A 25,769-nucleotide genomic window follows, 5' to 3' on the forward strand; every position below is an offset into this window, starting at 1 on the left:
AGCGCGCGGCCCCCGTTGACGGTCTGCCGATGACTGACATCCTGTAACGCTGTGGTCGGTGTCGTTGACACCCTGTCCGGTATCATCGCGAACACGATGCTGCCCACCGTCGACGACGTCCTCCAGCTCGACGCGGTCCGCCGCGGCCAGCCGCACGTCGTCGCGGGCGCGGACCGCACCGGCAACCGCGTCCGCTGGGTGCACGTCGCCGAGGTCACCGACATCGCGCACCTGCTGCACGGCGGCGAACTCGTGCTGACCACCGGGATCGCGCTGCCGGACGAGCCGGAGCGGCTGCGCGCCTACATCGCCGACCTCGCCGAGGTCGGGGTCAGCGGGCTGATGATCGAACTGGGCCGGCGCTACGCCAGCGTGCTGCCGCCGGCGCTGATCGCCGCCGCCGAGGACCACGGCCTCCCGGTGATCGTCCTCGCGCACGAGCCCGCGTTCGTGGACATCACCGAGTCCGTGCACGCCCGGATCGTGCGCGAGCAGTTCGCCGAGCTGCGCGCCTCCGAGCGGCTGCACGAGATCTTCACCCAGCTGTCGGTCGAGGGCGCCTCCACCGACGAGGTCGTCCGGCAGGTCGCCGCGCTCGGCGGGCACCCGGTCGTGCTGGAGAACCTCGCCCACCAGGTGCTCGCCGCCGACGCCGGCGGCTGCGACCCCGCCGAGCTGCTGTCGGCGTGGGAGACCCGCTCGCGCGCCGTCCGGCCCGGCCGCCGCACCGGCTACGACCCGGCGTCCGGCTGGCTGGTGACCATGGTCGGCGCCCGCGGCGAGGACTGGGGCCGGCTGATCATCGACCTCGGCGCGCCGCCGTCGCCCCGCGAGACCGTGCTGGTCGAGCGGGCCGCGACCACCCTCGCCCTCGGCCGGCTGCTCGACCGGCACGCCGAGAGCATCGAACGCCAGGCGCACGGGACGATCATCGCCCGCATCCTCGCGCACGCCTACTCCGACCCGCAGGAGGCCGCCGCCCGCGCCCGCGCGCTCGGCGTGCCGCTGTCCGGCCGGCGGCTGCTCGGCGTGGTGCTCCGGCACCGCGGGCCCGGCCCGCAGGCGCCGCCGGCCGGGGAGCCGTCCGCGCTCGCCGAGGCGGCCGCCGCCGCCTGCAGGGACGCCCGCCTCGCCGCCCTCGTCGGCGTGCTGGACGAGGGCGGCCCGCAGGCCCGCGTCGGCGTCCTCGCCTCGCTGCCCGCCCGCGCGGACGTGGAGACGGCGCTCACCGAGGTCGCCACCCGCATCCGCGAGCAGTCCGGCGACACGGTCATGGCCGCCGGGTCGGTGGTGGAGACGATCCGCGACGTGCGCCGCTCGTTCCTGGAGGCCGAGCAGGTCGCCGGCGTCGCCGCCCGGGGCTCGGGCGCCCGCCTGTTCTACCGCCTCCCCGACCTGCGCCTCCGCGGCCTCCTGCACCTGCTCCGCGACGACGCGCGCGTCCAGACGTTCGTCGAACGCGAACTCGGGCCGCTGCTGGAGTACGACGCCCAGCGCGGCGCGGGCCTCACCCGCATCCTGGAGCTCTACCTCGAAGCGGGGCGCAACAAGGCCGTCGCCGCGCAGCGGGCGCACCTCTCCCGCCCCGCGTTCTACGAGCGGCTGCGCCGCATCGAGCGCGTTCTCGACGCCGATCTCGACGACGTCGAGTCGTGCGTGTCGCTCCATGTCGCCCTGCTGGCGTTGAGCTCCGTCCGGTGGGAGCGTCCCTGACCGGCCCCCGCGATGGCCGGTGAAGGACGTCCGGGCCTGGCCCCGCGCGCATACGCTTCACTCCATGACGGACGCGGCGTTGCATGTGCATCGATATGGAGATCCGGCGGGGGCGCCCGCCGTCCTGCTGCACGGGGTCACGGGGCATGGGGCGCGCTGGCGGCGGACGGCGGAGTCGTACCTGGCGGACCGGTCCGTCCTCGCGCCCGACCTGCGCGGCCACGGACGGTCACCGCACGAGCCGCCCTGGACGGTCGAGCGGCACGTGGCGGACGTCCTCGCCCTCCTGGACGCCGAAGGCGTCGAGCGGACCGACCTCGTCGGGCACTCCTACGGCGCGATGATCGCGCTGCATCTGGCGCGGACGGCGCCGCGGCGGGTGCGGCGGCTCCTCCTGCTCGACCCCGCGATCGGGCTGGCCCCGCAGGTCGCCGCGCGGGAGGCCCGCGCGTACCTGGCCCCCGTGTCGTTCGGCGACGTCGCCGAAGCCCGCGCCTACCGGGCGGCGCGCTGGCCCGGCGCTCCGGCCGACGCAGTGGACGAGGAGGTCGCCGAGCACCTCGAACCCGCCTCGGACGGACGGCTGCGGTGGCGGTTCGAGCCCGCGGCGGTGGTGACGGCGTACTCGGAGATGGCCCGCCCCCACCTGACGCCGCCGGGGGGCGTGCCCACGCACCTGGTCATCGCGACGCGGGCCGACCTCGTCCGGCCCGAGTTCGTGGTGGCATGCCGCGCCGCGCTCGGCTCCGGGCTCGTCATCAGCGAGATCGAGGCCGGGCACATGCTCTACGTCGACCGCCCGGAGGAGACCGGGACGCTGATCGCGCGCTGGCTCAGCGGAGCAGGCGCCGGCCGGTGAACACCGGCAGGGTCAGCGGAGTGTGCAGGCCGGGCGGGGCCTCGGCGACCGCCCGGACGGCGTTGACCATGCGCAGCGCAGTGGCGTCCGCGCCGCCGGGGCCGGCGAGGTCCATCCGCGCGGCCGGCTCGCCGGCGATCTCGACGCGGTAGCCGCCCGCCTCGCCGAACGGAGCGGCGGGCCAGTGCGGGGCCAGGTCCGCGCGGGCCCGGACGACGTGCTCCACGGTGATCACGGGACGGCGGTTCAGCACGCCCGCCACCTGGAACCGCAGGCCGGCCAGGGCGCCCTTCTCGATCCGGCCGCCGGGCACCTCCAGCGCCTCCGGGGCCGCGCACGGCTCGTGGGTCTCGGCGAGGTCGTCCAGCGGGACGGCCAGGTGCCGGGCGAGCAGCCGGACGGCGGGCCCCCACCGGCGCGCCGGCGCGCCCGGCCGCACGATCGGCGGGCGGCGGCCGATGGGCTCGCCGAACCCGAACCGCCCTGCGGTCCCGGGACCGTCCACGCGGTGGAACTCGGTGACCTTGATCCCGTCGATGCGCCGGCAGGCACCGCTGAGCAGCAGCGGGAGCACGTCGCCCACCAGGCCGGGGCCGAGGGTGAGGCAGGCGGCGCCGCCGGTCGCGCACGCCGAGCGGAGCCGCCGGACAAGGCCCTGGTCGGCGGACGGCGGGTCCACCAGCATGGGCAGGACGTTCGAGATCACCCCGACGCCCGCCTCCAGGACGCGGCACAGATCGTCGGCGGAGCCGCCGGTGTGGCAGACGACCCGGGGCCGCACGGCCAGGAGCCCGGCGGGGTCGCCGCTGACCGGCACGCCCAAGCGGCGGCCGGTTCCGGCCAGTTCGGCGGCGTCCACGCCCGCCTGGCGGGGGTCGTCGGACACGACGCCGGCGAGTTCGAGGTCCGGGTGCTCGATGAGGGCCCCGAGCGTCCGCCTGCCGACGGCTCCGGTGCCCCACTGGCCGACGAGATAGGACATACCACCAGCTTTCCCCGAGGTGCCCGGTCACGTGCGCGCGCATTGTAGGCAGGCCCCTCCGACCAGGACGATGCCCTCCGGGGACGTTGAACGGTGCACTGCCGGGAAGGAGATCCTGGTGACACTTCACACGGCTCCACGCACGTTCGGGGTGGAGGAGGAGCTGCTCCTCGTCGACCCGGTGACCGGTGTGCCGCAGGCCGTCTCCGGTTCCGTCATCAGCCACGCCCAGCGCCACGACGAGCTGTTCCTGACCGGCGGCCGGCGGTCGGGGCCCCTGGAGACCGAGCTGCAGCGCGAGCAGCTCGAAACCGCGACGCCAGTCTGCACGTCGCTCGGCGAGCTCTCCGAGCACGTCCGGTCGGCGCGGCTGGCGGCGGCCGAGTCGGCGGCCGGGATCGGCGCGGACGTGGCCGCCCTCGGCACGTCCCCGGTGAGCGTCCGCCCGTCGCTCACCCCGACGGACCGCTACCTGCGGATGCTGGACGCCTACGGGCCCGCCGCGGGCGAGCAGCTCACCTGCGGCTGCCACGTGCACGTCGGCATCGAGTCCCCGGAGGAGGGCGTCGCCGTCCTGGACCGCATCCGGCCGTGGCTGCCGCCGCTCCTCGCGCTCAGCGCGAACTCGCCGTTCTGGCAGGGCGCCGACACCGGCTACGACAGCTGGCGGCACCAGGTGTGGAGCCGCTGGCCCTCCAGCGGCCCGACCGAGTTGTTCGGCTCCGCCGCGGCGTACCGGGCGACGGTCGAGGCGCTGCTCGCCACCGGCGCGCTCGTCGACGAGGGCATGATCTATTTCGACGCCCGGCTGTCCCGCAACTACCCGACCGTGGAGGTCCGGGTGCCGGACGTGTGCCTGGACGCCGACGACGCCGTGCTCATCGCCGCCTTCGTCCGGGCCCTGGTCGACACCGCCGCGCTCGCCTGGCGCGCCGGCGAACCGCCCGACCCGGTGCGGGCCGACCTGATGCGCCTCGCGATGTGGCGGGCCGGGCGGTCGGGGCTGCGCGGCGACCTCATCCACCCGTGCACCCGGCGCGCCGCCCCCGCCTTCGCGGTCGTGGCCGCGCTGCTCGACCACCTCACCCCGGCGCTCGACCGCTCCGGGGACCTCGACACCGTTACTCGGCTCCTGCACGGCCTGCTGGAACGCGGCAACGGCGCCCGGTTCCAACGCGACGTCCACGCCCGGACCCACGACGTCGCGGCCGTCGTCGCCCGCGCCGTCGACCACACCTTGGCGATCTGATCCGGCAAGCTTCCCCCATGCCCCCATGCCCCCATGCCCCCATGGACGACGCCGCCTTCTACGCGCTGGTGGGCGCGGTCTGAGCTGGGGGCCTGGCCCGCGGCGCGGGAGGGGGCGCCGCGGGCCGGCGGCGGGGCGTCAGGCCGCCTTGCGCTGGAAGGGGAGGTAGCGGTCGGCGCGGCGGGGACGGGACCGCAGGCCGGTGGACTCCACGGCGAGGATGCGGTCGAAGCGGAAGGCGCGGACGCCGCGGCGCATGCGGCACCAGCCGACGAGGTACCAGTGGTCGCGGTGGACGAGGCAGGTGACGGGCTCGACCTCGCGGATCGTGACGTTGGCGCCGGCGTCGCCGTAGCAGAGCCGGACGACGCGGTGCTCGGTGATGGCGGCGGCGATCACGCGGGCGCGGTCGGAGGTGGAGCCGTCCAGCGGCGCGGTGAGGGTGGCGAGGGTGGTGGTGACGACGTCGTCGTGGGGGGTGGCGTCGAGGAGGGTGTGCAGGGCCCGGCGCGCGGTCGTGGCCTGCGGGCCGGTGCCGAGGTGCGCGAGGGACAGCGCGAGGGCGGCGATCTCGGCCGCGGTGAGCGGGGCCGGCGCGGTGGGCGCGGTCTGGGGGTGCGTCGCAACGTTCGCCATGGTTCGATCATACGTTCGAACACTGACATTTTGCAGCCTTCGGGCACGGCCGGATCGCGTCGCGTGACGCACCGCGGCAACGGCCGGCGGGCCGGTGATCGCTTCCGGTTGAGAAGGCGGCCGTGCATGGGGAAAACTGAGGCTCCAAAAACGTGCTCTATTCGGGGGAATCGGGGGCGAAGATGGGTCAAGCGTGGACCGGCGTTGAGTGACGCGCGCGTGAACGGCCCCCCGATGAGCCGTGAGGAGGCGGACCGCACGCTCGCACGGCTCCGGGACGAGAAGGACCGCATCGGCTCCGCCCTGCTCGAACTCGAGGCCCACCAGGGGTACCAGCTGCTGGAGGGGGCGGCGCTGAGCGGGGAGTCGCAGCGCCTGCAGTCCGACGTGCGGACGCGCATGGCGTCCCTGTGGAGCCTGTTCGACCTGTACGGGAGCGCGGTCGACGCGGCCGGGGAGCTGCGCGCCCGCCATCCGAAGCCGGGGCAGGCGCAGCTCGCGGAGCTGACCCGGCTGCTCACCGGGCCGTCGGTCGAGCTGCCCGTCACCGAGGTGCCGCTGGAGCGGCGGACGCTGCTGGCCGTCCCGTCCGGCGAGAGGCTGACGCTGCGGGCGGCAGTCGACCGGATGACGCCGCTGTACGAGGAGATCGCGCGGTCGGTCGCCGCGCTCGACACGGTCTGGTCGACGCTGCTCTCCCGGCTCGCCGAGGTCGAGGCGGAGCGGCGGGCGGCCGGGGAGCTGCTCGCGTCCCTGGGCGGGGCCGATCCCGAGTTCGAGCGGCTGCGCGGCGAACTGGAGTCGGCCGCGGCCGTCGTGCGCGGCGACCCGCTGGCCCTCGCCCGGGACGGACGCGCGGACACCGCGCGGCTGGACGCGATCCTCGCCGGCCTCACCGGGACGCGGCGCAGGCTGGCGGAGGCGGAGCGGCTGCGCGACGGGTTCGCCGACCGGATCAACGGGGTCGCCGCCGTCCTCGACCTGCTGCGCGAGGCCGAGGCGGAGGCGCGCGAGGTCCGGGACGAGGTGCTCGCCAAGATCGCCTCCCCGGTGCTGCCCGACCTGCCCGACCTGTCGGCGAGCCTCGCCGACCGGCTCGCCGCGGTCGGCGCGCCGACGCGCGGCGGCTGGCACGACCTGGCCGAGCGCGTCGCCGGCCTCGAGCGCGCGTCCGCCGCGGCGCTGGACCGGGCCCGCGAGACCGCGGGCGTGATCCGCGGGCTGCTGGACCGCCGCGAGGAGCTGCGCGGCCGGCTGGAGGCCTACCGGGTGAAGGCCGCGCGGCTCGGCCACGCCGAGGACCCCGAACTCGCCCGGATCTACCAGCAGGCCCGCGAGCTGCTGTGGACCTCCCCCTGCGATCTGCGGAGCGCGACCGTGTCGCTGTCCGGATACCAGCAGGCCATCATGTCGCGGGCGAAGGGAGCGGAACGATGAGCCAGTGCACCGAGCCGGGCTGCGGCGGAACCGTCGACGGCGGCTACTGCGTCCTATGCGGCGTGGCAGCCTCGCCAGGACCCCCGGCGCCCGGCGCCCCCGCGCCGGGCACGTGCGCGCAGCCGGGCTGCGGCGGGACGATCACGGACGGCTACTGCGACGTCTGCGGCAATCCTCCGGAGAGCGCCGCGCCGGGCGTGCCCGCCCCGCGGCCGGCGGCCGAGCGGCCCGACGCGTGCGCGCAGGCGGGCTGCACCGGGACGATCATGGACGGCTACTGCGACGTGTGCGGCTCGCCGCCCGCGCACACCTCCCGCGTGGCGACCTCGCGCGCGGGCGCGGCCGGCGGCTCCTCCACCGGCAGCACGCGCACGGGCAGCACCCGCACCGGGTCGTCGCGCTCGTCCGCCCGCCGGGGCATGCTCGGCGCCGGGCTGGTCGAGGTGCCGCGCGTCCCGTACCGCGACCCGTCCAGCGCGGTGATGAGCGACCCGCAGGTCGCCGAGAGCAAGCGGTACTGCAGCAGCTGCGGCGAGCCCGTCGGCCGGGGGCGCGGCGACCGGCCCGGCCGGACCGAGGGCTTCTGCCCGAAGTGCGGCACCCGCTTCTCCTACACCCCGAAGCTCGCCCCCGGCGATCTCGTCGGCGGGCAGTACGGCGTGCTCGGCTGCCTCGCGCACGGCGGCCTCGGCTGGATCTACCTGGCCAAGGACCGCAACGTCAGCGACCGCTGGGTCGTGCTGAAGGGCCTGCTGGACAGCGGCGACGCCGACGCGATGGCCGCGGCGGCCGCCGAGCGCGCGTTCCTCGCCGAGGTCGAGCACCCCAACATCGTCAAGATCTACAACTTCGTCCAGCACGACGGCGACGGCTACATCGTCATGGAGTACGTCGGCGGCGAGGCGGTCAAGGACATCCTGCTGCGCCAGCCGCAGCCTCCCGGCGAGAAGCACCTGCCGCTCGCGCAGGCCATCGCCTACGGGCTGGAGTCGCTGCGGGCGTTCGAGTACCTGCACGCGCAGGGCCTCGTGTACTGCGACTTCAAGCCGGACAACGTGATCCAGTCCGAGGAGCAGCTGCGGCTGATCGACCTCGGCGGCGTCCGGCGGCTGGACGACCCGGACGGCGCCATCTGGGGCACGGTCGGCTACCAGGCGCCCGAGATCGCCGACGCGGGGCCGTCCATCTCCTCCGACCTGTACACGGTCGGCCGCACGCTGGCCGTGCTGAGCTTCCCGTTCCGCGGCTACACGAGGCAGTACGTCCACTCGCTGCCGCCGAGCTCGGACGTCCCGGTGTTCCGGCGGTTCGAGTCGTTCCACCGGTTCCTGCTGCGCGCGACGCACCCCGACGCGGGCGCGCGGTTCCAGGACGCGGCGGAGATGGCCGAGCAGCTCACCGGCGTCCTGCGGGAGGTCCTCGCGGCCGAGGACGGCACACCGCGTCCCGCCCCGTCCGGGCTGTTCGGGCCGGAGCGGTTCACGACCCGGATGGCGGGCGGTGCCGCCGGCGAGCAGGCGCTGCCGCCCATCCCGCCGGAGACGGCGGCGGCGGCGCTGCCGGTGCCGCTGGTGGACGGGAGCGACCCCGCCGCCGGTTTCGTCTCCGGGCTGTCCGCGCTGGAGCCCGCGCAGGTCGCGGAGGCGGCGGCGAACGCGCCGTCCCGCACGCCGGAGGTCCGGCTCGCGCAGGCCCGCGCGAAGATCGAGCTGGGCGCGGGCGAGGAGGCCGACCAGCTGCTCGGCGAGCTCGCCGCCGAGCGTCCCGGCGACTGGCGGGTCGACTGGTACCGGGCGGTGGCGCTGCTCGCGCGCGGCCAGGTGGCCGAGGCCGAGCCGCTGTTCGACCGCCTGTACGGCCTGCTGCCGGGCGAGGCGGCGCCGAAGCTCGCGCTCGCCTACTGCCGCGAGCGGACGGCGCCCGACGCCGCGATCCGCCTGTACGAGACGGTGTGGCGCACCGACCAGAGCTACCTCAACGCCGCGTTCGGCCTGGCCCGCGTGCATCTCGCGGCGGGCGACCGGGGCGCGGCCGTCGCGGCGCTCGACTCGGTGCCGAGGATCTCCATCCGGTACGTGCCCGCCCAGGTCGCGGCCGTGGCGACGGCGGTGCGCGGCCGCCCGCCCGCCGAGCTGTCGGCGGCCGAGCTGGTCGCCGCCGGGGACCGGCTCGCCGCCCTCGACCTGGACGCCGAGCGCCGCGACCGGCTCGCCGCCGAGGTGCTGGAGGCGGCGCTCGACTGGCTCCTCGCCGGGGCCGGCGCGCCGAACCGGTCGCAGGGTGGGTCGCTGCTCGGCGCCCCGTTCACCGAGACCTCGCTGCGCCGCCTGCTGGAGGCCACGTACCGTGAGCTGGCGCGCCGCACCCGTGACCGGGACGAGTGCCGCCGGCTCGTCGACTCCGCCAATGCCGTACGCCCGAGGACGATGCTGTGACCGATGACCGAGCCGGAGCCGACCACGCGAAGGCCGCCGAGCTGTCCTGCCCCTCCTGCGGCGAGATCGTCTACGCGGAGGAGGTCTTCTGCGAGGAGTGCGGGCAGCGGCTCACCGACGCCCCGCCCCCGTCCACGTCCACGTCCGGCACGGCGGCGGAACCGCCCCCGGGCCGCCCGTGCACCGGCTGCGGCGGGACGGCGATCGACGCCGACGGCTACTGCGAGCACTGCGGGCTGCGCCAGCCCGCCGAGCGCGACCACGTCGAGCTGGAGCTCGCGGCCCCCGGCGGGAACGGCGCCCGGCCGCTGATCGCGGCGGGCGCCAGCGACCGCGGCCGCCGCTACAGCCGCAACGAGGACGCGCTCGCCCTCGCCGCGCACGGCTCCGGGATCGCGGCGGTCGTGTCCGACGGCGTCGGGTCCTCGCAGCGCCCCGAGGACGCCTCCCGCACCGCCGCCGACACCGGCGCCGCCGAGCTGGTGGCGCGGCTCGACGCCGGCGACGATCCCGAGGACGCCACCCGGCACGCGGCGCTGCGCGCGGCGGCGGCCGTCGCCGCGCTGGCCACCTCCCCGTCGGACGCGCCGTCCTGCACGTACGTGTCCGCGGTGACGCGGGGCTCGACCGTCACCGTCGGCTGGGTCGGCGACAGCCGCGCCTACTGGCTGTCCGCCGACGGCACCGCGGAGCCCGGCGAGAACGGTTCGCAGGGCCCGGCTCCGGACGAGATCGCCCCGGACGCCGAGGCCAGCACCGGCGACATGGCCGAGCTCGGCCCGTCCCGCCGGCTCACCGAGGACGACTCGTGGGCGGCGTTCATGGTCGCCGAGGGGTCGCTGAGCGAGGCGGAGGCCGAGGCGCACCCGAACGCGCACGTCATCACGGCGTGGCTCGGCGTGGACGCCGGGGAGGTCCGCCCGCACGTCGCGACGTTCCGGCCCGCCGGTCCCGGCACGCTGCTGGTGTGCAGCGACGGCCTGTGGAACTACTTCCCGGCGGCCGGTGACCTGGCCGCGCTGCTGGCCGGCGAGCGCGAGAGCGCGGACGCCGACCCGCTCGGCGCGGCAAGGACGCTCGTGCGGCACGCCCTGGACGCGGGCGGCCGCGACAACATCACCGTCGCCGTCATCCCGCTCCCGGCCCCGGCCTCCGCCGACCACCGTGTCACCGCCCAGAGCCTCGATACCTCGCAGAGCACGGAGCAGCCCCGATGAGCGAGCAGCCGCAGTTCACCGTCAAGATCGACCAGAACCAGTTCCTGCCCGAGGGCGGCCGCGAGATGCACGCCATCGTGTCCGTCGAGGCGGCCGCCGCGGACGGCGTGCCCGTCCCGTCCGGCACCCGGGCGTCCGAGGTCATCATCATCGACACCTCGGGCTCGATGTCCTATCCCGAGACCAAGCTGCGCGCGGCGGTCGCCGCGGCGCAGGTCGCGGTCGACACGCTGCGCGACGGCGTGGAGTTCGCCGTGGTCTCCGGCTCCAACAACGCCACGATGATCTTCCCGAAGCACGCCGGGCTGGTCGCGGCGTCGGCGGAGACGCGCGCCGAGGCCAAGCACGCGCTGAGCAGGCTGAGGGCGTCCGGCGGCACCGCGATCGGATCGTGGCTGCGGCTGGCGACCCAGCTGTTCGGCACCGTGCAGGGCGGGATCCGGCACGCGATCCTGCTGACCGACGGCAAGAACCAGCACGAGACGCCCGAGGAGCTGGACGCCGCGCTGGCGGCCTGCGGCGGCCGGTTCGTCTGCGACTGCCGCGGCGTCGGCACCGACTGGGAGGTCGCCGAGCTGCGCAAGGTCGCCTCCGCGATGCTCGGCAGCGTCGACATCGTCGCCGACCCGGCCGGGCTGGTCGCCGACTTCCGGGCGATGACGGAGGCCGCGATGGGCAAGTCCGTCGCCGACGTCGCGCTGCGGGTGTGGACGCCCCAGACGGCGAGGGTGCGGTTCGTCAAGCAGGTGATGCCGTCGGTGGAGGACCTGACCGGCAAGCGCGTCGAGGCGGCGCCGCAGGCGGGCGACTACCCGCTGGGCTCGTGGGGCGCGGAGAGCCGCGACTACCACGTCTGCGTCGAGCTGCCGCCCGGCCAGGTGGGCGGCAAGGAGCTGCGCGCCGCGTGGGTGAAGCTGGTCGTGCCGGGCGGGCCGGGCGAGGAGGCGCAGGTCCTCGCCACCGGGAACATCCTCGCCCAGTGGACCGACGACGAGGCCCGCTCCACCCGGATCAACCCCCGGGTGGCGGACTACACCGGGCAGGCCGAGCTGGCGGCCGTCATCCAGGAGGGGCTGCAGGCCCGCCGGGACGGCGACCTCGACACGGCGACGGCGCGGCTCGGCCGCGCGGTGGCGCTCGCCGACGAGGTCGGCAACGAGGCGATCACCGCGATGCTGCGCAAGGTCGTGGACGTCGTCGACCCGGCGACCGGCACCGTCCGGCTGAAGCGCGACATCGACAAGGTCGCCGAGATGGAGATCGAGACCCGGTCCACCAAGACCGTCCGGACCCGCAAGGACGAGACGGTGACCACGCGGCGGGGCGAGGGCTGAGCATGGCGAGCTGCCCCAGCGGACACACCTCGCAGTCGCCGGACTACTGCGACGTCTGCGGCGAGCGCATCGGCGGCGACCCGGCCGACGGGGCCGCGCCGCCGGCCGCCGCCCCGGGCGCGCCCGCCCCGCGGGCCGCCGCGGGCGGCGCGACGCCGTGCCCCGACTGCGGGACGTCCGGAGCCGACCGGTTCTGCGAGGCGTGCGGCTACGACTTCGCGACCGGCGGCGGCCTCCCCACGCCGAGGACGGCTCCCGCTCAACCGGCCCAACCCGCTCAACCTGCCCAACCCGCGCAGCCCGGCCCGCCGGCCCCGCCTCCGCCGGATCCGGCGGACCGCGGGCCGTCCGATCCGCGGCCCGCTCCCCTGCCGGCCACGCCGGGGCCCGTGCCCCCGGCCCCTCGGCCGCCCGTCTCACAGCCCGTCCCTGCACCGCCCGTCCCAGCACCGCCCGTCCCTGCACCGCCCGTCCCAGCGCCGCCCGTCCCAGCGCCGCCCGTCCCCGCGAACGCCTGGACGGCGGTGGTGACGGCCGATCGCGAGTACTTCAGCACGATCGTCGCCGAGGAGGGACCCGACGCGGCGGCGCTCGCGTTCCCGCCGTACGCGCCCGAACGGCGGATCCCGCTCACCGCGCGGCAGATCAGGATCGGGCGGCGCAGCTCGTCCCAGCCGTCCCCGCCCGAGATCGACCTGCGCGAGCCGCCCGAGGACCCCGGCGTCTCCCACGTCCACGCGGTGCTGCTGGCCAAGCCGGACGGCACCTGGACGCTGGTCGACCCCGGCTCCACCAACCGGACCTGCGTGAACGGGTCCACCGTCCCCATCCCGTACAACGTGGAGGTCCCCGTCTCCGACGGCGACCGCATCCACGTGGGCGCCTGGACCACCATCACGCTCACCCGAGGCGAGGCGACATGACGGCCGTTCAGCAGGCTCCTTCGGCGGGGTCTCCCGCCCCTCCGGCGCAGGCGCCGCCGCCCGCCCGGCAGGGCTCCGCCGGATCGCTCCGGCGGGCGCCGGGCGCGCCGCCGACCGGTGCCCGCCGGCTGCTGCCCCGCACGGTCGCGGCCCGCGTCCGGACGCTGACCGCGCTGTCGCTCGTCCTGCTGGTGGTCCTGCTCGGCGCCGGCTGGGCGGCGATCGCGAACGCCCGCGAGGGCGTGCGGGTCATCGGCCACGACGCGGGCCCGCAGGTCGTCGCGACGGGCGACCTGTACTTCCAGCTCACCGACATGGACGCGCAGCTCGCCAACGCGCTGCTGATCGGCGGCGCGGCGGGCGGCGGGCGCGACCAGGCCCTCGCCCGCTACGACGACAACCGGCGCAAGGCCGGGGACGCGCTGCTGAAGGCCGCCAAGCTCGCCGACGAGACGACGGAGGACAACACCGCCCGGGACGTGCTGGACGCGCTCGGCCGCTACGAGCGCCTCGCCGGGCAGGCGCTGCTGCTCGACCGGCAGTCCCCGCACGCGTCCGGTCCTCCGTCGCAGAAGGTCATCGACCTCTACCGGCAGGCGACCGACCTGATGAAGCTGGACCTGCTCCCCAAGGCGTACAACCTGACGCTCGACAACGGGACGCTCGTCCGGCACACCTACGAGGAGAAGCGGTCGGCGGTCCTCGCGGGCCGCGCCTGGATCCTCGTCGTGGGCGTCGCGCTGCTCGTGACCCTGGCCGGTTTCCAGCTGTACCTCGCCAAGCGCTTCCGCCGCCTGCTGAACGTGCCGCTCGCGCTGGCCACGCTGGGCACGCTCGTCCTCGTCGCGGCAGGCACCCTCATGCTGTCCGGCCAGGCGGACCATCTCCGCAAGGCCAAGGAAGAGGGGTTCGACTCGATCCTCGCCCTTTCGCGGACGCGCGCCATCAGCAACAGCGCGAACGCCGACGAGACCCGCTTCCTGCTCGATCCCGGACGTGCGGACGCCTACGAGCAGGTGTACCTGAGCAAGTCCCAGACCGTCCTGTACCTGAAGGCGGGCAACCTGACCCAGTACAACGCCGCAGTGCAGAAGGGCCTCTCGTTCGAGCCCGGACGGGCGCCGTTCCTCGGGTTCCTCGGCACCGAGGCCAACCGGCCCACGGAGTCGTCCGAGCGAGAGGCTCAGATGGCGAACGTCATGAACAAGACCCTGAGCGCCTACCAGAAGGTCCAGGCGAACGACCGTCAGATGAGGGACCGCGTCAGGGTGGGTCAGCGGGACGAGGCCGTCGCGGCCCGCGGCACGGCCTCCGCAGACTTCGCCGCCTACGACCGTTCCCTCCAGGAACTGGTAAACGTCCACCAGAAGGCCTTCAACGAGGCGGTCGAGGACGGGGACGGCGGGACGAGCGGCTGGTACGCCGTCCTGCCGGTCGCCGGCGTCGTGATCGCCCTGCTCGTGCTCGCCGGGGTGCGTCCCCGCCTGGCGGAGTACCGGTGGTCGAAGTGAGGGCGCGGCGCGCCGCGGCGGCCCTCCTCGCCGCGACCGCGGTCCTCGGCACGGGCGCGGCGTGCGGCATCGCGGACGCCGAGAACTCCGTCGCCGGCAAGAACCGGCTCGTCATCGGCGTCAACGCCGACCAGCCGGGCATCGGTGCGAGCAAGGACGGCGGCGGGTACGAGGGCTTCGACATCGACATCGCGAAGGAGATCGCCGGACGGCTCGGCGTCTCCGCGGCGAACCTGCGGTTCAAGCGCGTGTACTCGGCGACGCGCGAGAAGATGCTGCGGAACGGCGAGGTCGACCTCGTGGTGGCGAGCTACTCCGTCACCCCCGAACGCAAGGTGGACGTGTCGTTCGCGGGCCCGTACTACGTCGCCCACCAGGACATCCTCGTCCGCGCGCCGGACGCCCGGAGGATCCGGAGCATCCGCGACCTGAAGGGGCGGCGGCTCTGCAAGGTGCGCGGGTCGGTGTCGTTCCCGCGCATCCACGACGAGCAGGGCGTCGCCGCGCTGCCGGTGGAAAAGGACGGCTACTCCGACTGCCTCACCGATCTCGTCTCGGGCAGGCTGGACGCGGTCTCCACCGACGACCTGATCCTCGCGGGCCTCGCGGCCAAGGCGTCCGGAAGCGGCCAGAAGCTCACCCTGGTCAACGCGCCCTTCACCGACGAGCCGTACGGCGTCGGCCTCCGGAAGGGCGACGTGGACGGCTGCGAGGCGGTCAACAAGGCGATCACCGGGATGTACCAGGACGGCACGGCGCCGGACTTGCTGAAGCGATGGTTCGGGGCGTCCGGGCTGCGGATCACCACCACCGTCCCGCAGTTCGAGGGCTGCGTCTGAACGGCCCGCCACCGCTAGCACGGAACCGGTTACGCAATGTCATGGGAAGGGTGGTTCAGACCGGCTGGTCATGGAGATCAGACGGTTACGTAAGTTCCGGTCCGCGCGCATGATCGTAAGTTATGGTCGCGATCAAAACCCGGTCCGGACACCGTCACGCCCGAGGAGTGCCATGACGACGGTCATCCTGGTGGTGATGTGCGTCGTGGTGGGGGCGCTGGAACTCTACGCGGGCAAGCAGAGCCGCGACCAGGCCAACGCGTTCACCCGCCGGATCGACGAGCTGAACGACCAGGTCACCAAGCAGAACAACGTCCTGGTCACCGTCGGCGAGCAGCTCACCGCCGAGCTGTCGCGGGTCAAGCAGGACGTGCTGCCGGCGCTCGACAACCGGCTCCGGCAGAACACCGGGCAGGTGGAGGAGCTGGCGGGCCTCGTCCACCAGGCCGACGACTACCTGCGGACGCAGGCGGGCCGGCTGCACGAGCTGGAGCAGCAGCGGATCACCCTCGCGGCGCTGCGCCGCAAGCTCGGCGAGGTCGAGACGTCGGTGCGCGCCGTCACCCGCGCGCACGGGGAGTCGGCCGCCGGGAAGGTCGACGCGGCCCTCGACCGGCTCACCGAGCTGGAGCGCGGCGGCGCGGAGATCCTGGAGCTGCAGCGCACCCTCACCCGCACCCTGGAGGACGTCGAGGACGTCGTCGCCGAACTGCTCCAGTTCACCGAGGGAGAGCTCGACGACACCGTCACCGCCGCGCTCACCGGCCGTCCCCGCGCCCACGGCGACGCCGTCACCGCCACGGGACGGCTCTGGACGCGCGACGACCAGCTGGAGGACATCCTCCAGGAGATGTACGAGCGGTGCGTGCGAGCGAGCCGGCTGAACGTCCGGTTCCGCACGGCCGAGGGCGCGGACGGCCCCGCGCCCGGCGCGCCCGAGCGCCGCCGCTACTTCCTCGGCGGGCACGCCTCCGAGGACCTCGCCGGGTCGTTCAGCGCGCTGCTCATCTCCACGGGCGCCGACCTGCCGCACAACGGCGTCCACGAGCCGAGGCGCGGGCTCGCCCGGGTGGAGCCCGGCGTCCCGTCAGGGGTGGAGCCGGTCCGTCCGCCGGAGGACGAGGCGGCCCTCAAGTCCCTCCTGCGGACGCTCTCGGAATGCTCCGGCGCCGTCGCGCAGATCGGCCCGCTCATGGCCGTCCGGACGCGGGACGAGCTGCTGTGCGCGGTGCTGACCGCCGCGCAGTCGCTGGAGTTGGAGAGCGACGAGGTGTTCTGGGACCCGGCCGCCGCGACCGTCCGGCTGCGGCGGCTGCCGTCCCATCAGCTGTGGGACCTCACCGGCTGGGCGAGCCCGTAGGCCCGCACGGTCCGCTCCGCCGGGCTGCCGATGCGCACGTAGAGCGGGCAGCCGGCCGTGCGGGTGAGCGGGTCGACCTCGGCGCACAGCCCGATCCCGGCCGCGCGGTCGAGGAAGACCACGTTCTCCACGGCCCGCGCACCGCGCACCGCGTACGGGACGGAGTCGGCATCCCCGGCGTCGAAGAGCTCCTCGAACGTCAGCCGCCGCGCGAACCGCATCAGCACCCCGGCGTCCACGACCCGGCTGCCGATCGCCGCGGCCGGGCCCGCGACGACGATGCCGAAGCTCGGGTTCTCCCTGCCGCGGACGTAGATCTCCCGGTCCGGCTCCAGGCCGCGCCGCCGGTCCGGGATCTGGACGCCGAACCCGGCGTCGCCGTCCAGGTAGGCGGGCGGCCCGAAGCCCCCCGCCGGCGTCCCCGGCCGGACCCGCAGCGCGCCCGCCGGCATCTCCCAGCCCGGCAGGTACACGCCGAGGCCCCGCAGCAGCAGCCGCCAGATGGGACGTCCCGTCACGTCCGGCGTGAACTCCATGGGTTCCATCATCGAGCTCCGGCTCCCCCGCCCACAAGATCCTCTTGGGCGCCAGAGCCCTTACCGCGCGGGCCCTGCGCGGCCGGCGGCGCGTCGGCTACCGTTGAGCCAACCGGATCATGACGAGGACGCCGCCGTGAATCTGCAGGACATGATGGTGCACCGCGACACCTCCTCGCGCACCGTCGACAAATACCTGATGTCTTACGAGGGACGCGTCATCGCGGTGCGCCGGCACCCCGCCGTCCTGCTGCTGCCCGTCGGGGTCGTCGTCGCCGGGCTCATCGCGTGCGGCGCGGTCAGCGCGGTGGCCGGCATCGTCTGGGTCTGGTGGCTGTGGCTGATCGCCGTCGGCTACCTGGCCTGGAAGGTCATCGCCTGGTCGCTGGAGTTCTTCCTGGTCACCGAGCACCGGGTCATGGTGATCAAGGGCGTGCTCAACCGGGACGTCGTGATGATGCCTCTGGCGAAGGTCACCGACATCACGCTGGCCCGTTCCATGGTCGGCCGGGTGCTCGGTTACGGCGAGTTCCGCACCGAGAGCGCCGGCCAGAAGAAGTGGCTCCAGAGCATCCCGTTCATGCCGTACCCGGAGCAGCTCTACCTGGAGGTCTCCTCCGTCATCTTCGGCAGCACCGACGCCTCCCCCGACTGAGCGGACGTCTCCGGGCCCTGCTGGAACGGCCGAACGCCGCAATTCCCGGTCGCTCGGCACGCTGCCGACCGCATTCGGTCAGGGCTGCTTTGACGCACTTGTGTCGTGTAGCAACCTTTCTCCGGTCTTGCCGTGTGAAGATTCTCGGCATGACCCAACAAGCCCCCGAGCCGCCGCCCCAGGCGCCGGGCTCGCTGCTGCGCGTCCCGGTCGAGGTGGTCCGTCTCCTGAAGGGTGAGCCGGTACTGCTCGGCGGAATGGGCGCGAGCGCGATCGTGGCGGTCATCGCCTTCTCGCTGCCGCAGACGGGACGCCCTTACGCCTGGGTGGTGGCGGGGCTGATGTTCGTCCTCTGCCTTGTACGCGCCGTCTTCCTCGGCCTGCGGGAACTCCGCGACACGGAGACCGAGCGGATGAAGCACCTGTTCGGCGACGCCGATGGCACGAACCGGCTGGATCTGGGAGCAAAGGTCAAAGCCGAGGGGGTCGATCTGAGTTCCACCCGGGGAAACGCGGCACGGATCGGCAAGAAGGGCGTGGTCGGCAACATCACGATGCACGCCGGCACCTCACCGCCGCCCGCGCGGCCCCAATCGGCGGCCCCGCCGGTCCCGACGACTCGGGAACTGCCTGACGCCGGCCACGCGGCCATCCAGCCGCCCGCCGCGGACGCGGAATCGGAACCGTCGACTCGATCGGACCGGATCAGGGCGGACCACCCGGATAACCAGAAATGACCCTGTTCGTCGGCCGTACGGCCGAATTGCGCAAGTCCCTCGATCTGCTCGCCACATCCAGGGACGGCGTGGTGCAAGACGTCGTCGGCGTGCACGGCATCGGCAAGTCGTTCTTCCTGAACATGCTCGCCGAGGAGGCGGCGCAGCTCGACAGGACCCAGGTGTTCTCGGTCGACATGAAGCGGCACGGTCTCGGTGAGGGCTTTCACAACGACTTCGGGGCGCGGGCCAGCACGGCCGTCCTCGTCGAGACGTTCAACCGCTCGCGCGAGCTGATGAAGCTGTTCGCCGACCCCCCGTACCACGAGTTCGACGCCTTCCGGGAGGCCGCGCAGTTCCAGAGCCGCCGCGCCGACCGGGTCCTGTACGGCAACGCCCTGAACATCGGACGGCGCGGCCGGGTCGAGAAGGCCGAGATCACCAACGTCGTCGAGGTCGGTGACGAGGAGGTCCGGCGGCAGATCCGCGAAGCGCAGAACGAGATCGACGACGCCTTCCTGCGGGCCTGGACCGAGTTCACGCTGAACCGCCGCGTCCTCATCACGGTCGACACCTTCGAGCTGATCGCCGACGACGAGATGGGCCAGTGGATGACCCGGCTCGCGCTGCGCCTCCCGCGGACCCTCATCTCCATCGCCCGGACGCCGTCCGACCACACCCTCGGCACCTACTCCGCGCAGTTCCAGCAGGTACCGCTCGACAACTTCACTCCCGCCGAAGTGAGCGACTACCTCGCCCGGCGCTTCCACCCCGAGGCGCTCATTCCCGGGATCGCGGACGTCGCGCACGCCTTCACCGACGGGCATCCCGGCGGGGTGACCCTCGTCGCCGACCTGATCGCGGAGAAGGGCCCCTCGACGCTCGACCCGCCGGCGCTCCGCCGGCTGCTGGACCGGCTGCCCTCCGATCCCGAGCAGCGCTGGGCCGAGCTGGTCAACATGATCCTGGAGGCCGTCCGGGAACCTCGGCTGCGCCAGGGGGTGGAGGCCGCTTCGATCACCAGCACCTTCGACGGGAAACTGCTCGCCGACCTCATGCGCGCCGACGGGGTCGACGACGGCCGCAACACCGGGGACATCATCGGGAAGCTGCGCGGGCTCCGCCTCCTCCAGCAGGTGCCGGCCCTCTCGGGCGAGCCGTCGGACCGGTTCCGGCTGCACGAGTTCATCCGCCGTTCCGTCTCGCTGCGGTTGCGGACCCACCACCGCCACGAGCGCTGGCTCCCGCTGCACCGCGCCGCGGCCGAGCACTACTACACCATCCTCCGGGGATGGGAAGACGAGAATTACGACTCCTACGGGTCGTGGTACCGCTTCGAGGACCCCGCATGGCAGGAGCAGAAACGCGAATGGCTGTTCCACTCCGGAATGCTGAGCAGCCGACGCGCCGTGACCCGGGCCAGGTTCACGCTGGTCTTCCTCGAGTCCGTGTGGTGGTGGGCGTCCTACCTGCCGTTCCCGCTGACCCGCCGGCTCCTGGAGGACTGGGGACGCGCCTCGGAGGTGTGGAGCGGCACCAGAAGCACAGCGCCCGTCTCACTTGAGCGACGCAAGAGCGACGACCAGCAACTCACCGACGCGCTGACGTTCCTGCTCGACAACTATCCCGTCAGCTACCTCAAACCGGCCAGCGCGCCCTGGGACGCCCTCCGCAGCAAGCTGCTCCTCATTCGCAGGCTGTGCGGATTGCGCGGGACGACGCGCCAGGACACGACCCCTGAAGAGGCCGAGGACATGGCGAGGACCGACGCGCTCATCACCGTGTTCCTCGCCCACACCCGGCGGTTCAAGGACCCGTCCGACCCGCGCGCGGAGAGCTACTACGAAGAGGCGATCAACCGCTTCGAGCAACTCGACGACGAGTGGAACACCGCCTGGATGTACTACGAACACGCCGACCTCGCGCTCGAACGCCACGACCTCGACCAGACCATGTCGAGAATCGCCGAATGCGGGCGGCGGGCCCGGGCCCTGGCGGAGCGGACCGAGGAATGGGACCACGAACTGCTGGCGAACGCCCACCGTACACAGGCCGACGTCTTCTGGGCCCGCGAAGACCTGCCGCGCGCGGCAGCCGCGTACGGCAGGGCGATCGCGCACGCGTACTGGTTCCAGGGAGAACCGCACGCCCCCGACGAGTACACGCAGCAGTTCTACGTAGAGATCACCACGCGTGCCGCCGAACGCGTGGCCGACCTCGCCGACCGGCCGCCGCTGCTCCGGCGGTTCGTGGACCTTCTCCTGGAGGAGGTCCCTCGCGACAAGCAGAGCGAAGTCCCGGACGTCACCGGCCTGCGCACCGACCTCGCCAGGGTCCGATCCCGGCTCTTCCCTGCCGGTCCCACCGCAGACGAGATGCGGCTCGAGGAGTCACCGTTCATGGACGACTGGAACGTCCTCTTCGAGGACGCCGCGGACCCGGCGGCCGGCCTGGACGTGCTGGTGGCGAACTCCGAGGTCAGTCCCTGAGCCGGAGCCGTTCCGCGAGCCACGCCGCCTGCCACTGACGCTCCCGCTCGTACAGGTCGGCGCCGCCGCCGTCCGTGCGGTGGTTGGCCGCGCGGGCGGCGATGTAGGCCACGGACGCGACGGGATAGATCTCGGCGGCCTCCGCGGCGTCCACGACGAGCCCGCACAGGCGCGCCGCTCGCGAGGCGAAACCAGCGGCCTCGGCACCCGCCCGGGCGACGTCGGCGACGGCCGCGGGGTCAGCGGGGGCAGGGAGGTCAGCGGGGGCAGCGGAGGCAGCGTCCTCCAGCCGCGCCGCCTCCCCGGTGAGCCCGGCCTCGCGCAGTTCACCGGCGGCGTGGACGGCGGTGCGCCCAACGCAGGCCAAGGCGAACTCCGCCGCGGCGGACGGCGTCCATTCCGTGGCCCGGTGACGGAGCCTGGCGGACGGCGCGACCACCTTGTGGGGCAGCTCGGCGACCGGCGACGCCAACTCGATGGACCAGAGCTCCTCCCCCAGCCAGTACGGGAGGTCGGCCGTGCGGCAGGCGTGGAACCCGGCCGAGCACGGCTCGGTCCTTTCGGCGGTGTACCACGTGCCGGGTTCCCAGACATGGCCGGTGAACGGGCTGACCGTCCCGGCGCGCAGGAATTTCCAGTAGGTCAACGTTCCGGCCCGGGGTTCACGATGCCGGCCAGCCGGCGCCGGAGGGCCTCATCCGGTCGCGCGGCGGGCACCGCGCCGAGCGCCGAAAGGGCCACGTGCGCCTTGTCGTTCTGCGCCATGCACGGCGGGCAGAAGAGCAGGTGCTGCTCGTAGGCGTCACGGTCGGCCTCCGGAAGCGCGCCCCCCTGCCAGCGGAACAGCAGCCCCGAGATCACCTCGCAGCTCACGTCAACCGCACGCATGCGCGCCCTCCTTCACGAGCATGTCCAGCGCTACAACATAGCTCTCCCGGGCAGACTCCAGCAGGATCTCCTGCTCCTTCTCCGTGTACCCCGAAACCATCTCAGCCTGGTCCTCCCGCAGCGCGGCCACGTCCCGCAGCACCAGCAGGAGTCGCGGTCCGGGCGGCACGGCCCGCAGCGCGGCCAGCACCTGGTCGGGCGCGAGCGTCAGATCCGGCGGCCACACCGGCGGCTCCTCCTCCCACCAGCCGGCCCAAGGGTCGCCCTCGCCCAGGAACGTCCCGGACCAGACGGTCTCACGACTCGCCGTGTCGAGCAGCCCGTCCTCGTCGAGGACGTCCACCAGGTGGTCCAGCACGGCCGCTCGCAGGCCCAGCTCCGGAAAACGGGCGGCGGCGAGTCCGGTGACGAGCCGCTCCCAGGCCCGCGCCGCGCTGTCGCCGGGCCCGGCGTCCGAGGCGAGCACGCGGGCGAGCAGGTCCACCACAGGGTGATCGCGCTGGAGCAGCGCATCCAGCGCAGCCTCGTCGCCGGCATGGATGCGCCGGCCCCTCTCCAGCTCGGCGGTCTCCTCCTCGGGCACCTCTCGGCCGGCGCTCTCAGGCCCGTGCACCGTTCGTCCCGTCGTCGAGCCGAGGCACCTCGTCCAGCCGGGAGAGCGGCCACAGCGGGATCCAGTCGCCCCACGCCATGATGGCCGTGCGCAGCGCGTTGTAGCCCGGGTCGCCGCGAAGCACCACGTCCTCGCCCTCGCATTCCCGGACATAGTGCTCCAGGTAGCGCAGCAGAGGCTCGGCCGGGACCCGGTCCCGGTCCACGTCGAAGGAGATCAGGAACATGTCCCTCACGCGTGGCTGGCCGGGCCGCAGCGACGGCTGGAAATACGGGACGGGCAGGAGCCGTCCCCCCAGCCGGTCGTAGAAGCGCACCCTCGCCACCGGGTCGCCGTGCGGACCGGCCCGGTGGAAGCGCGGGTCCTCGATCTCGGCGAGCGTGGCGAGGGGACGCAACTCCTCGCGCCACCGCGGCAGCACGTTGCCGAGCAGCTCACGGCCGACACCGCGGCCCCGCATCGCCTCCGACACGGCCAGGTAGGACAGGAGCATGATCTCGGTGTCGGCGGAGAACTCGCCGAGCGCACCGGCGACGGGCTCGCCGTCCTCCAGCATGAGCGTTCCGTGGAAACCGGGCAGCGGGCTCTGCCACGCCGTCCGGAACTCCGCGACCCCCACCAGCTCGGAAGGCGGGAACGCCGGTTCGAGCACGCGCTCATAGAACCGGTGTGCGATCTCGGCGCCCGCGTCCGCCAGCTCCGCGAACACGAACCCGGCGGACGGGCCTGATCCGTCCGCCGATGTATCGGCACCCTTTTTTGGTGCTTTTCGCTCCGTCACAACACCCATCGTTGCGCTCGTGCTCCTGTTTGACCAGTCTCCGGAAGGTTCGGTCGCCAGGGGTCCGGTGTAGTGCATGCTCTTCCGCACACCCGACGATTCTCGTTCTCAGTGGGGATGCCGTGGCGACACCTCCCGGCGTACTTTGAGATGCCGTTAGGAGGGAGACCGGCCATGCCCGAGTCGGTCCGCCAGGACCTTCCCGCCACCGAGCACATCGCCTTCCCGACCTCCGCCGACCAGTTCCTCGTGATCCGTGAGGCGGCCGAGCTGATCGGCTGGACGGTCGCCGACTACGTCCTGTCCGCCGCCCTGGACCGCGCCGAACGAGACCTCCACGAACACGCCGCCGTCCAGGCGCCGCCCCCCGCCCCCACGGCGGCGACTCCCTACGTCGCCCTCTTGACGGCCCTGTCGACCTGACGACCTCACCCTCCGAGCTCACCCTCCGAGCTCACCCTCCGAGCTCACCCTTTGAGCTCACCCTTTGAGCGCACCGGACAGGCGCTCCGCGTACGCGGCCGCCTCCGCGTCCGACTCGTACTTCTGCCGCGGCCAGAAGAACCCGCGAAGCCCGTCCTTGCGGTTGCGCGGAACGACATGAACATGCAGGTGCGGCACGCTCTGGCTGATCCTGTTGTTCATGGCGACGAAAGACCCCGCCGCCCCGAGGACCGACTCCATCGCGGCGGCGAGCCGCTGCGCGTGCCCGAAGAACGGCCCCAAAAGCTCACCTGGCAAATCCACGAGCGTCTCGAAGTGCACACGGGGAACCAGCAACGTGTGCCCCTTGAACAAGGGCCGCGCATCAAGAAAGGCCACGGCCTCCGGCGCATCCAGGACCACATGCGTATCCCGGGCCCCGCTGACGATTTCGCAGAACAAACACCCCTCAGCCATCCCCCCATCCTCCCTCCGGGAAGCACCGCCTCAAAAGAGCCCCAACCCCAGCGAGACTGAACGCCGCCGACTCCCGGGGGCCTTTCCTCACGAGCTCGCGCCCGCCACGAGCAGCCACCACCCGCCCCACCGGCGCCGTCCTCACGGTTGGCGTCCCGGAGGGGAGGACATTCGGACGGACGGCCCGGCCCGGCTAACGCCGCCCTTACGGTGGCGTCCCTAGCGTGTGGGTCTCATGCGGCTGGAGAATGTCGCCTTTCGTTATCGGCGGAGGGATCCCTGGGTGTTCAGGGATGTCACGGTGTCCCTCGCGGTCGGCAGCGTCACCGAGGTGACAGGGCGGAACGGCGCCGGGAAGTCCACTTTGCTTCGCGTGATCGCAGGTTTGCGCAGGCCACGCCTGGGCATCGTCAGTGACCGCCCCACACGGGTGGGGTACGCGCCCGAGCGTTTCCCCGTGGATCAGCCGTTCAGTGTCCGCGCGTACCTCGGGCACATGGCCGCCGTACGCCGGGTGCCCGGGGACGCGGTCGGCGCGTGGGCGGAGCGGCTCGGCTTCGATCACCTCCTCGATGTGCGGCTGCCCGAACTCTCGAAGGGCAGCGCGCAGAAGGTCGGGCTCGCTCAGGCCCTCATGGCCGACCCGGAGCTCCTGATCCTGGACGAGCCCTTCGCGGGCCTGGACGCGGCCACCCGCGATGCGCTTCCCGGACTGATCTCCGGGCTCGCGGCCGACGGCACCACCGTGGTTGTCAGCGACCATCAGCGGTGCGTCGAGGCGCTGCCGGGCATCGACCGGCTACGGGTGGCCGATACCGCGGTGACCCGTGTGGCAGCCGGCAGGACCGCGGCCACGGCGGTCCTGGAGGTCGAGGTGCCCGGGGACGAGGCCGATGCCCTGGAGAGCAGACTGCGCGCGGACGGCTACCGCGTGCGGAGGACCGAGCGGTGATCGCGCTCATCCGGTTCCAGATCGCGGGCTACGTCCGTTCGCTGCGCGCCCTGCAGCCGTTCATCGTGGTCGCGCTGTTCGTGGCGCTGATCCTCGTTCAGGGACCGAGCGGGCCTGACGCCTCCGATCTCGCCGCCATGACGTTCGCGGACGTGGCGGCCATCATGTTCCCCGTGTGGGCCTGGGCGGCGCGCGCGCTGCTCGACACGCAGCCGGACGAGCAGCGCGCGTTGACGGCCACCGCCGTCCGCCGCCCGTCCGGTCCCATCTGGGCGGGGCTCGTCGCGGCGTACATGGTGAACCTCTGCCTGGGCTTCCTGGCACTGACCATCCCCCTCCTCCAGGCCGTCCAGGCAGGCTCGCCCGGTTCAGCGATCTTGGCCGGCTATGGCTTGAACCTCCTCGTCGCCGTCCCCGGAACGCTGCTCGGCGCATGGACGAGCCGGGCTCTCATCCCCGATCCCGGCGTTTCGCTGCTCGCGCTCCTCGGCGGCGCCCTCGCCCTTCTCCTGCTCGGGATCGGCCCCCTCGGCTGGCTCTCCGTCCCGATGATCGAATGGTTGCGCGCGGCCCACGACGGCCCCGGGGCCTTCACCGCCGCCTTCCCCGCCATCGCTCTTCATCTGCTCCTCTGGTCGGTGACCGTCGGCGCCCTCTACGTCATGACCTCACGCCACCGTCCCTGAAGCGGCCCCTGCCCCTCCCGTAACAACTGCTGCCACAAACCCCCGGGGCTGACACAAA

At 73.5% G+C, this 25,769-nt stretch carries 25 protein-coding genes; 17 read left to right on the forward strand and 8 right to left on the reverse strand.

Features of this window, described 5'->3' with window-relative positions; translation table 11 throughout:
• Window positions 1–96: 96 nt before the first annotated feature.
• Both SM418_RS24470 and SM418_RS24475 read left to right on the forward strand, forming a co-directional pair.
• On the forward strand, window positions 97–1,713 hold the full coding sequence (locus tag SM418_RS24470; protein ID WP_371943653.1) for a PucR family transcriptional regulator: 1,617 nt from the start codon (window positions 97–99) through the stop codon (window positions 1,711–1,713).
• 64 nt (window positions 1,714–1,777) lie between these two features.
• The gene (locus SM418_RS24475; protein ID WP_371943503.1) at window positions 1,778–2,572 is read left to right on the forward strand and encodes an alpha/beta fold hydrolase; all 795 of its coding nucleotides are present in this window, start codon (window positions 1,778–1,780) and stop codon (window positions 2,570–2,572) included.
• On the opposite strand, the gene SM418_RS24480 is transcribed toward SM418_RS24475, so the two are convergent.
• On the reverse strand, window positions 2,547–3,554 hold the full coding sequence (locus SM418_RS24480) for an NAD(P)H-dependent amine dehydrogenase family protein (RefSeq protein WP_371943504.1): 1,008 nt from the start codon (window positions 3,552–3,554) through the stop codon (window positions 2,547–2,549). The two genes, SM418_RS24475 and SM418_RS24480, sit on opposite strands and share 26 nt — an antisense overlap.
• A gap of 118 nt (window positions 3,555–3,672) precedes the next feature.
• On the opposite strand from SM418_RS24480, the gene SM418_RS24485 reads away from it, so the two are divergent.
• On the forward strand, window positions 3,673–4,803 hold the full coding sequence (locus tag SM418_RS24485) for a carboxylate-amine ligase (protein WP_371943505.1): 1,131 nt from the start codon (window positions 3,673–3,675) through the stop codon (window positions 4,801–4,803).
• Window positions 4,804–4,941: 138 nt separating this feature from the next.
• Here the strand turns inward: SM418_RS24485 and SM418_RS24490 are convergent, their stop codons facing one another.
• Window positions 4,942–5,439: a helix-turn-helix transcriptional regulator gene (locus SM418_RS24490; RefSeq protein ID WP_371943506.1), complete on the reverse strand. Its 498-nt coding sequence runs from the start codon at window positions 5,437–5,439 to the stop codon at window positions 4,942–4,944.
• A 234-nt stretch (window positions 5,440–5,673) separates the two neighbouring features.
• On the opposite strand from SM418_RS24490, the gene SM418_RS24495 reads away from it, so the two are divergent.
• From SM418_RS24495 to SM418_RS24530, 8 genes are all read left to right on the forward strand, one after another.
• Window positions 5,674–6,876, forward strand: coding sequence for a hypothetical protein (locus SM418_RS24495; protein ID WP_371943507.1), 1,203 nt, complete (start codon window positions 5,674–5,676; stop codon window positions 6,874–6,876).
• Window positions 6,877–7,295: 419 nt separating this feature from the next.
• Window positions 7,296–9,311 carry a tetratricopeptide repeat protein gene (locus SM418_RS24500; protein ID WP_443098395.1) on the forward strand — a complete coding sequence of 672 codons (2,016 nt, stop codon included), beginning with the start codon at window positions 7,296–7,298 and terminating at the stop codon, window positions 9,309–9,311.
• A complete protein-coding gene (locus SM418_RS24505) occupies window positions 9,308–10,528 on the forward strand; it encodes a protein phosphatase 2C domain-containing protein (RefSeq protein WP_371943509.1) in 1,221 nt (406 codons plus the stop codon). Before SM418_RS24500 ends, SM418_RS24505 begins: the two co-directional genes overlap by 4 nt.
• Window positions 10,525–11,862 carry a vWA domain-containing protein gene (locus tag SM418_RS24510; RefSeq protein WP_371943510.1) on the forward strand — a complete coding sequence of 446 codons (1,338 nt, stop codon included), beginning with the start codon at window positions 10,525–10,527 and terminating at the stop codon, window positions 11,860–11,862. The genes SM418_RS24505 and SM418_RS24510 overlap by 4 nt, the downstream gene beginning before the upstream one ends.
• A 2-nt stretch (window positions 11,863–11,864) precedes the next feature.
• On the forward strand, window positions 11,865–12,785 hold the full coding sequence (locus tag SM418_RS24515; protein ID WP_371943511.1) for an FHA domain-containing protein: 921 nt from the start codon (window positions 11,865–11,867) through the stop codon (window positions 12,783–12,785).
• Window positions 12,782–14,296 carry a GlnX family signal transduction membrane protein gene (locus SM418_RS24520; protein WP_371943512.1) on the forward strand — a complete coding sequence of 505 codons (1,515 nt, stop codon included), beginning with the start codon at window positions 12,782–12,784 and terminating at the stop codon, window positions 14,294–14,296. The genes SM418_RS24515 and SM418_RS24520 overlap by 4 nt, the downstream gene beginning before the upstream one ends.
• Window positions 14,293–15,135 (forward strand): glutamate ABC transporter substrate-binding protein, encoded by an 843-nt coding sequence (locus tag SM418_RS24525; protein ID WP_504230348.1) that lies wholly within the window; start codon window positions 14,293–14,295, stop codon window positions 15,133–15,135. Before SM418_RS24520 ends, SM418_RS24525 begins: the two co-directional genes overlap by 4 nt.
• Before the next feature lie 172 nt (window positions 15,136–15,307).
• A complete protein-coding gene (locus SM418_RS24530; RefSeq protein ID WP_371943514.1) occupies window positions 15,308–16,495 on the forward strand; it encodes a hypothetical protein in 1,188 nt (395 codons plus the stop codon).
• Here SM418_RS24530 and SM418_RS24535 read toward each other — a convergent pair.
• Window positions 16,459–17,031, reverse strand: a complete 573-nt coding sequence (locus SM418_RS24535) for a hypothetical protein (RefSeq protein WP_371943515.1) — start codon at window positions 17,029–17,031, stop codon at window positions 16,459–16,461. The genes SM418_RS24530 and SM418_RS24535 overlap by 37 nt on opposite strands.
• A 136-nt stretch (window positions 17,032–17,167) precedes the next feature.
• Between SM418_RS24535 and SM418_RS24540 the strand changes: the two genes are divergently transcribed.
• From SM418_RS24540 to SM418_RS24550, 3 genes are all read left to right on the forward strand, one after another.
• Window positions 17,168–17,686, forward strand: coding sequence for a PH domain-containing protein (locus SM418_RS24540; RefSeq protein WP_371943516.1), 519 nt, complete (start codon window positions 17,168–17,170; stop codon window positions 17,684–17,686).
• Window positions 17,687–17,820: 134 nt separating this feature from the next.
• On the forward strand, window positions 17,821–18,423 hold the full coding sequence (locus SM418_RS24545) for a hypothetical protein (RefSeq protein WP_371943517.1): 603 nt from the start codon (window positions 17,821–17,823) through the stop codon (window positions 18,421–18,423).
• Window positions 18,420–20,891 carry a hypothetical protein gene (locus SM418_RS24550; RefSeq protein WP_371943518.1) on the forward strand — a complete coding sequence of 824 codons (2,472 nt, stop codon included), beginning with the start codon at window positions 18,420–18,422 and terminating at the stop codon, window positions 20,889–20,891. Before SM418_RS24545 ends, SM418_RS24550 begins: the two co-directional genes overlap by 4 nt.
• On the opposite strand, the gene SM418_RS24555 is transcribed toward SM418_RS24550, so the two are convergent.
• From SM418_RS24555 to SM418_RS24570, 4 genes are read right to left on the reverse strand one after another with little or no spacing between them, the layout of a single operon-like run.
• Complete coding sequence (locus SM418_RS24555; RefSeq protein ID WP_371943519.1) at window positions 20,881–21,537, reverse strand: hypothetical protein; 657 nt, start codon at window positions 21,535–21,537, stop codon at window positions 20,881–20,883. The genes SM418_RS24550 and SM418_RS24555 overlap by 11 nt on opposite strands.
• Entirely contained in the window at window positions 21,534–21,779 is a 246-nt protein-coding gene (locus tag SM418_RS24560) for a zf-HC2 domain-containing protein (protein ID WP_371943520.1), read from the reverse strand. The genes SM418_RS24555 and SM418_RS24560 overlap by 4 nt, the downstream gene beginning before the upstream one ends.
• Complete coding sequence (locus SM418_RS24565) at window positions 21,766–22,392, reverse strand: hypothetical protein (protein WP_371943521.1); 627 nt, start codon at window positions 22,390–22,392, stop codon at window positions 21,766–21,768. The genes SM418_RS24560 and SM418_RS24565 overlap by 14 nt, the downstream gene beginning before the upstream one ends.
• The gene (locus SM418_RS24570) at window positions 22,379–23,173 is read right to left on the reverse strand and encodes a GNAT family N-acetyltransferase (protein WP_371943522.1); all 795 of its coding nucleotides are present in this window, start codon (window positions 23,171–23,173) and stop codon (window positions 22,379–22,381) included. The genes SM418_RS24565 and SM418_RS24570 overlap by 14 nt, the downstream gene beginning before the upstream one ends.
• 174 nt (window positions 23,174–23,347) lie before the next feature.
• On the opposite strand from SM418_RS24570, the gene SM418_RS24575 reads away from it, so the two are divergent.
• Window positions 23,348–23,596: a type II toxin -antitoxin system TacA 1-like antitoxin gene (locus SM418_RS24575; protein ID WP_371943523.1), complete on the forward strand. Its 249-nt coding sequence runs from the start codon at window positions 23,348–23,350 to the stop codon at window positions 23,594–23,596.
• Window positions 23,597–23,653: 57 nt separating this feature from the next.
• Here the strand turns inward: SM418_RS24575 and SM418_RS24580 are convergent, their stop codons facing one another.
• Window positions 23,654–24,073 carry an HIT family protein gene (locus tag SM418_RS24580; RefSeq protein ID WP_371943524.1) on the reverse strand — a complete coding sequence of 140 codons (420 nt, stop codon included), beginning with the start codon at window positions 24,071–24,073 and terminating at the stop codon, window positions 23,654–23,656.
• Window positions 24,074–24,308: 235 nt separating this feature from the next.
• Between SM418_RS24580 and SM418_RS24585 the strand changes: the two genes are divergently transcribed.
• Both SM418_RS24585 and SM418_RS24590 read left to right on the forward strand, forming a co-directional pair.
• Window positions 24,309–25,025, forward strand: coding sequence for an ABC transporter ATP-binding protein (locus SM418_RS24585; protein WP_371943525.1), 717 nt, complete (start codon window positions 24,309–24,311; stop codon window positions 25,023–25,025).
• Window positions 25,022–25,711 carry a hypothetical protein gene (locus SM418_RS24590; protein WP_371943526.1) on the forward strand — a complete coding sequence of 230 codons (690 nt, stop codon included), beginning with the start codon at window positions 25,022–25,024 and terminating at the stop codon, window positions 25,709–25,711. The genes SM418_RS24585 and SM418_RS24590 overlap by 4 nt, the downstream gene beginning before the upstream one ends.
• Window positions 25,712–25,769: the final 58 nt, after the last annotated feature.

This window comes from Actinomadura chokoriensis, assembly GCF_041463665.1.
GTDB classification, from domain to species: domain Bacteria; phylum Actinomycetota; class Actinomycetes; order Streptosporangiales; family Streptosporangiaceae; genus Spirillospora; species Spirillospora chokoriensis_A.

Bases quoted from the DNA above. Each gene is read 5' to 3' on its own strand.
- SM418_RS24560 (WP_371943520.1), bottom strand. From the start codon at position 21,779: ATGCGTGCGGTTGACGTGAGCTGCGAGGTGATCTCGGGGCTGCTGTTC.
- SM418_RS24580 (WP_371943524.1), bottom strand. From the start codon at position 24,073: ATGGCTGAGGGGTGTTTGTTCTGCGAAATCGTCAGCGGGGCCCGGGAT.
- SM418_RS24475 (WP_371943503.1), top strand. From the start codon at position 1,778: ATGACGGACGCGGCGTTGCATGTGCATCGATATGGAGATCCGGCGGGG.
- SM418_RS24550 (WP_371943518.1), top strand. From the start codon at position 18,420: ATGACCCTGTTCGTCGGCCGTACGGCCGAATTGCGCAAGTCCCTCGAT.
- SM418_RS24480 (WP_371943504.1), bottom strand. From the start codon at position 3,554: ATGTCCTATCTCGTCGGCCAGTGGGGCACCGGAGCCGTCGGCAGGCGG.
- SM418_RS24470 (WP_371943653.1), top strand. From the start codon at position 97: ATGCTGCCCACCGTCGACGACGTCCTCCAGCTCGACGCGGTCCGCCGC.
- SM418_RS24500 (WP_443098395.1), top strand. From the start codon at position 7,296: ATGCTCGGCGCCGGGCTGGTCGAGGTGCCGCGCGTCCCGTACCGCGAC.
- SM418_RS24510 (WP_371943510.1), top strand. From the start codon at position 10,525: ATGAGCGAGCAGCCGCAGTTCACCGTCAAGATCGACCAGAACCAGTTC.
- SM418_RS24495 (WP_371943507.1), top strand. From the start codon at position 5,674: ATGAGCCGTGAGGAGGCGGACCGCACGCTCGCACGGCTCCGGGACGAG.
- SM418_RS24520 (WP_371943512.1), top strand. From the start codon at position 12,782: ATGACGGCCGTTCAGCAGGCTCCTTCGGCGGGGTCTCCCGCCCCTCCG.
- SM418_RS24515 (WP_371943511.1), top strand. From the start codon at position 11,865: ATGGCGAGCTGCCCCAGCGGACACACCTCGCAGTCGCCGGACTACTGC.
- SM418_RS24575 (WP_371943523.1), top strand. From the start codon at position 23,348: ATGCCCGAGTCGGTCCGCCAGGACCTTCCCGCCACCGAGCACATCGCC.
- SM418_RS24535 (WP_371943515.1), bottom strand. From the start codon at position 17,031: ATGGAGTTCACGCCGGACGTGACGGGACGTCCCATCTGGCGGCTGCTG.
- SM418_RS24490 (WP_371943506.1), bottom strand. From the start codon at position 5,439: ATGGCGAACGTTGCGACGCACCCCCAGACCGCGCCCACCGCGCCGGCC.
- SM418_RS24530 (WP_371943514.1), top strand. From the start codon at position 15,308: ATGACGACGGTCATCCTGGTGGTGATGTGCGTCGTGGTGGGGGCGCTG.
- SM418_RS24585 (WP_371943525.1), top strand. From the start codon at position 24,309: ATGCGGCTGGAGAATGTCGCCTTTCGTTATCGGCGGAGGGATCCCTGG.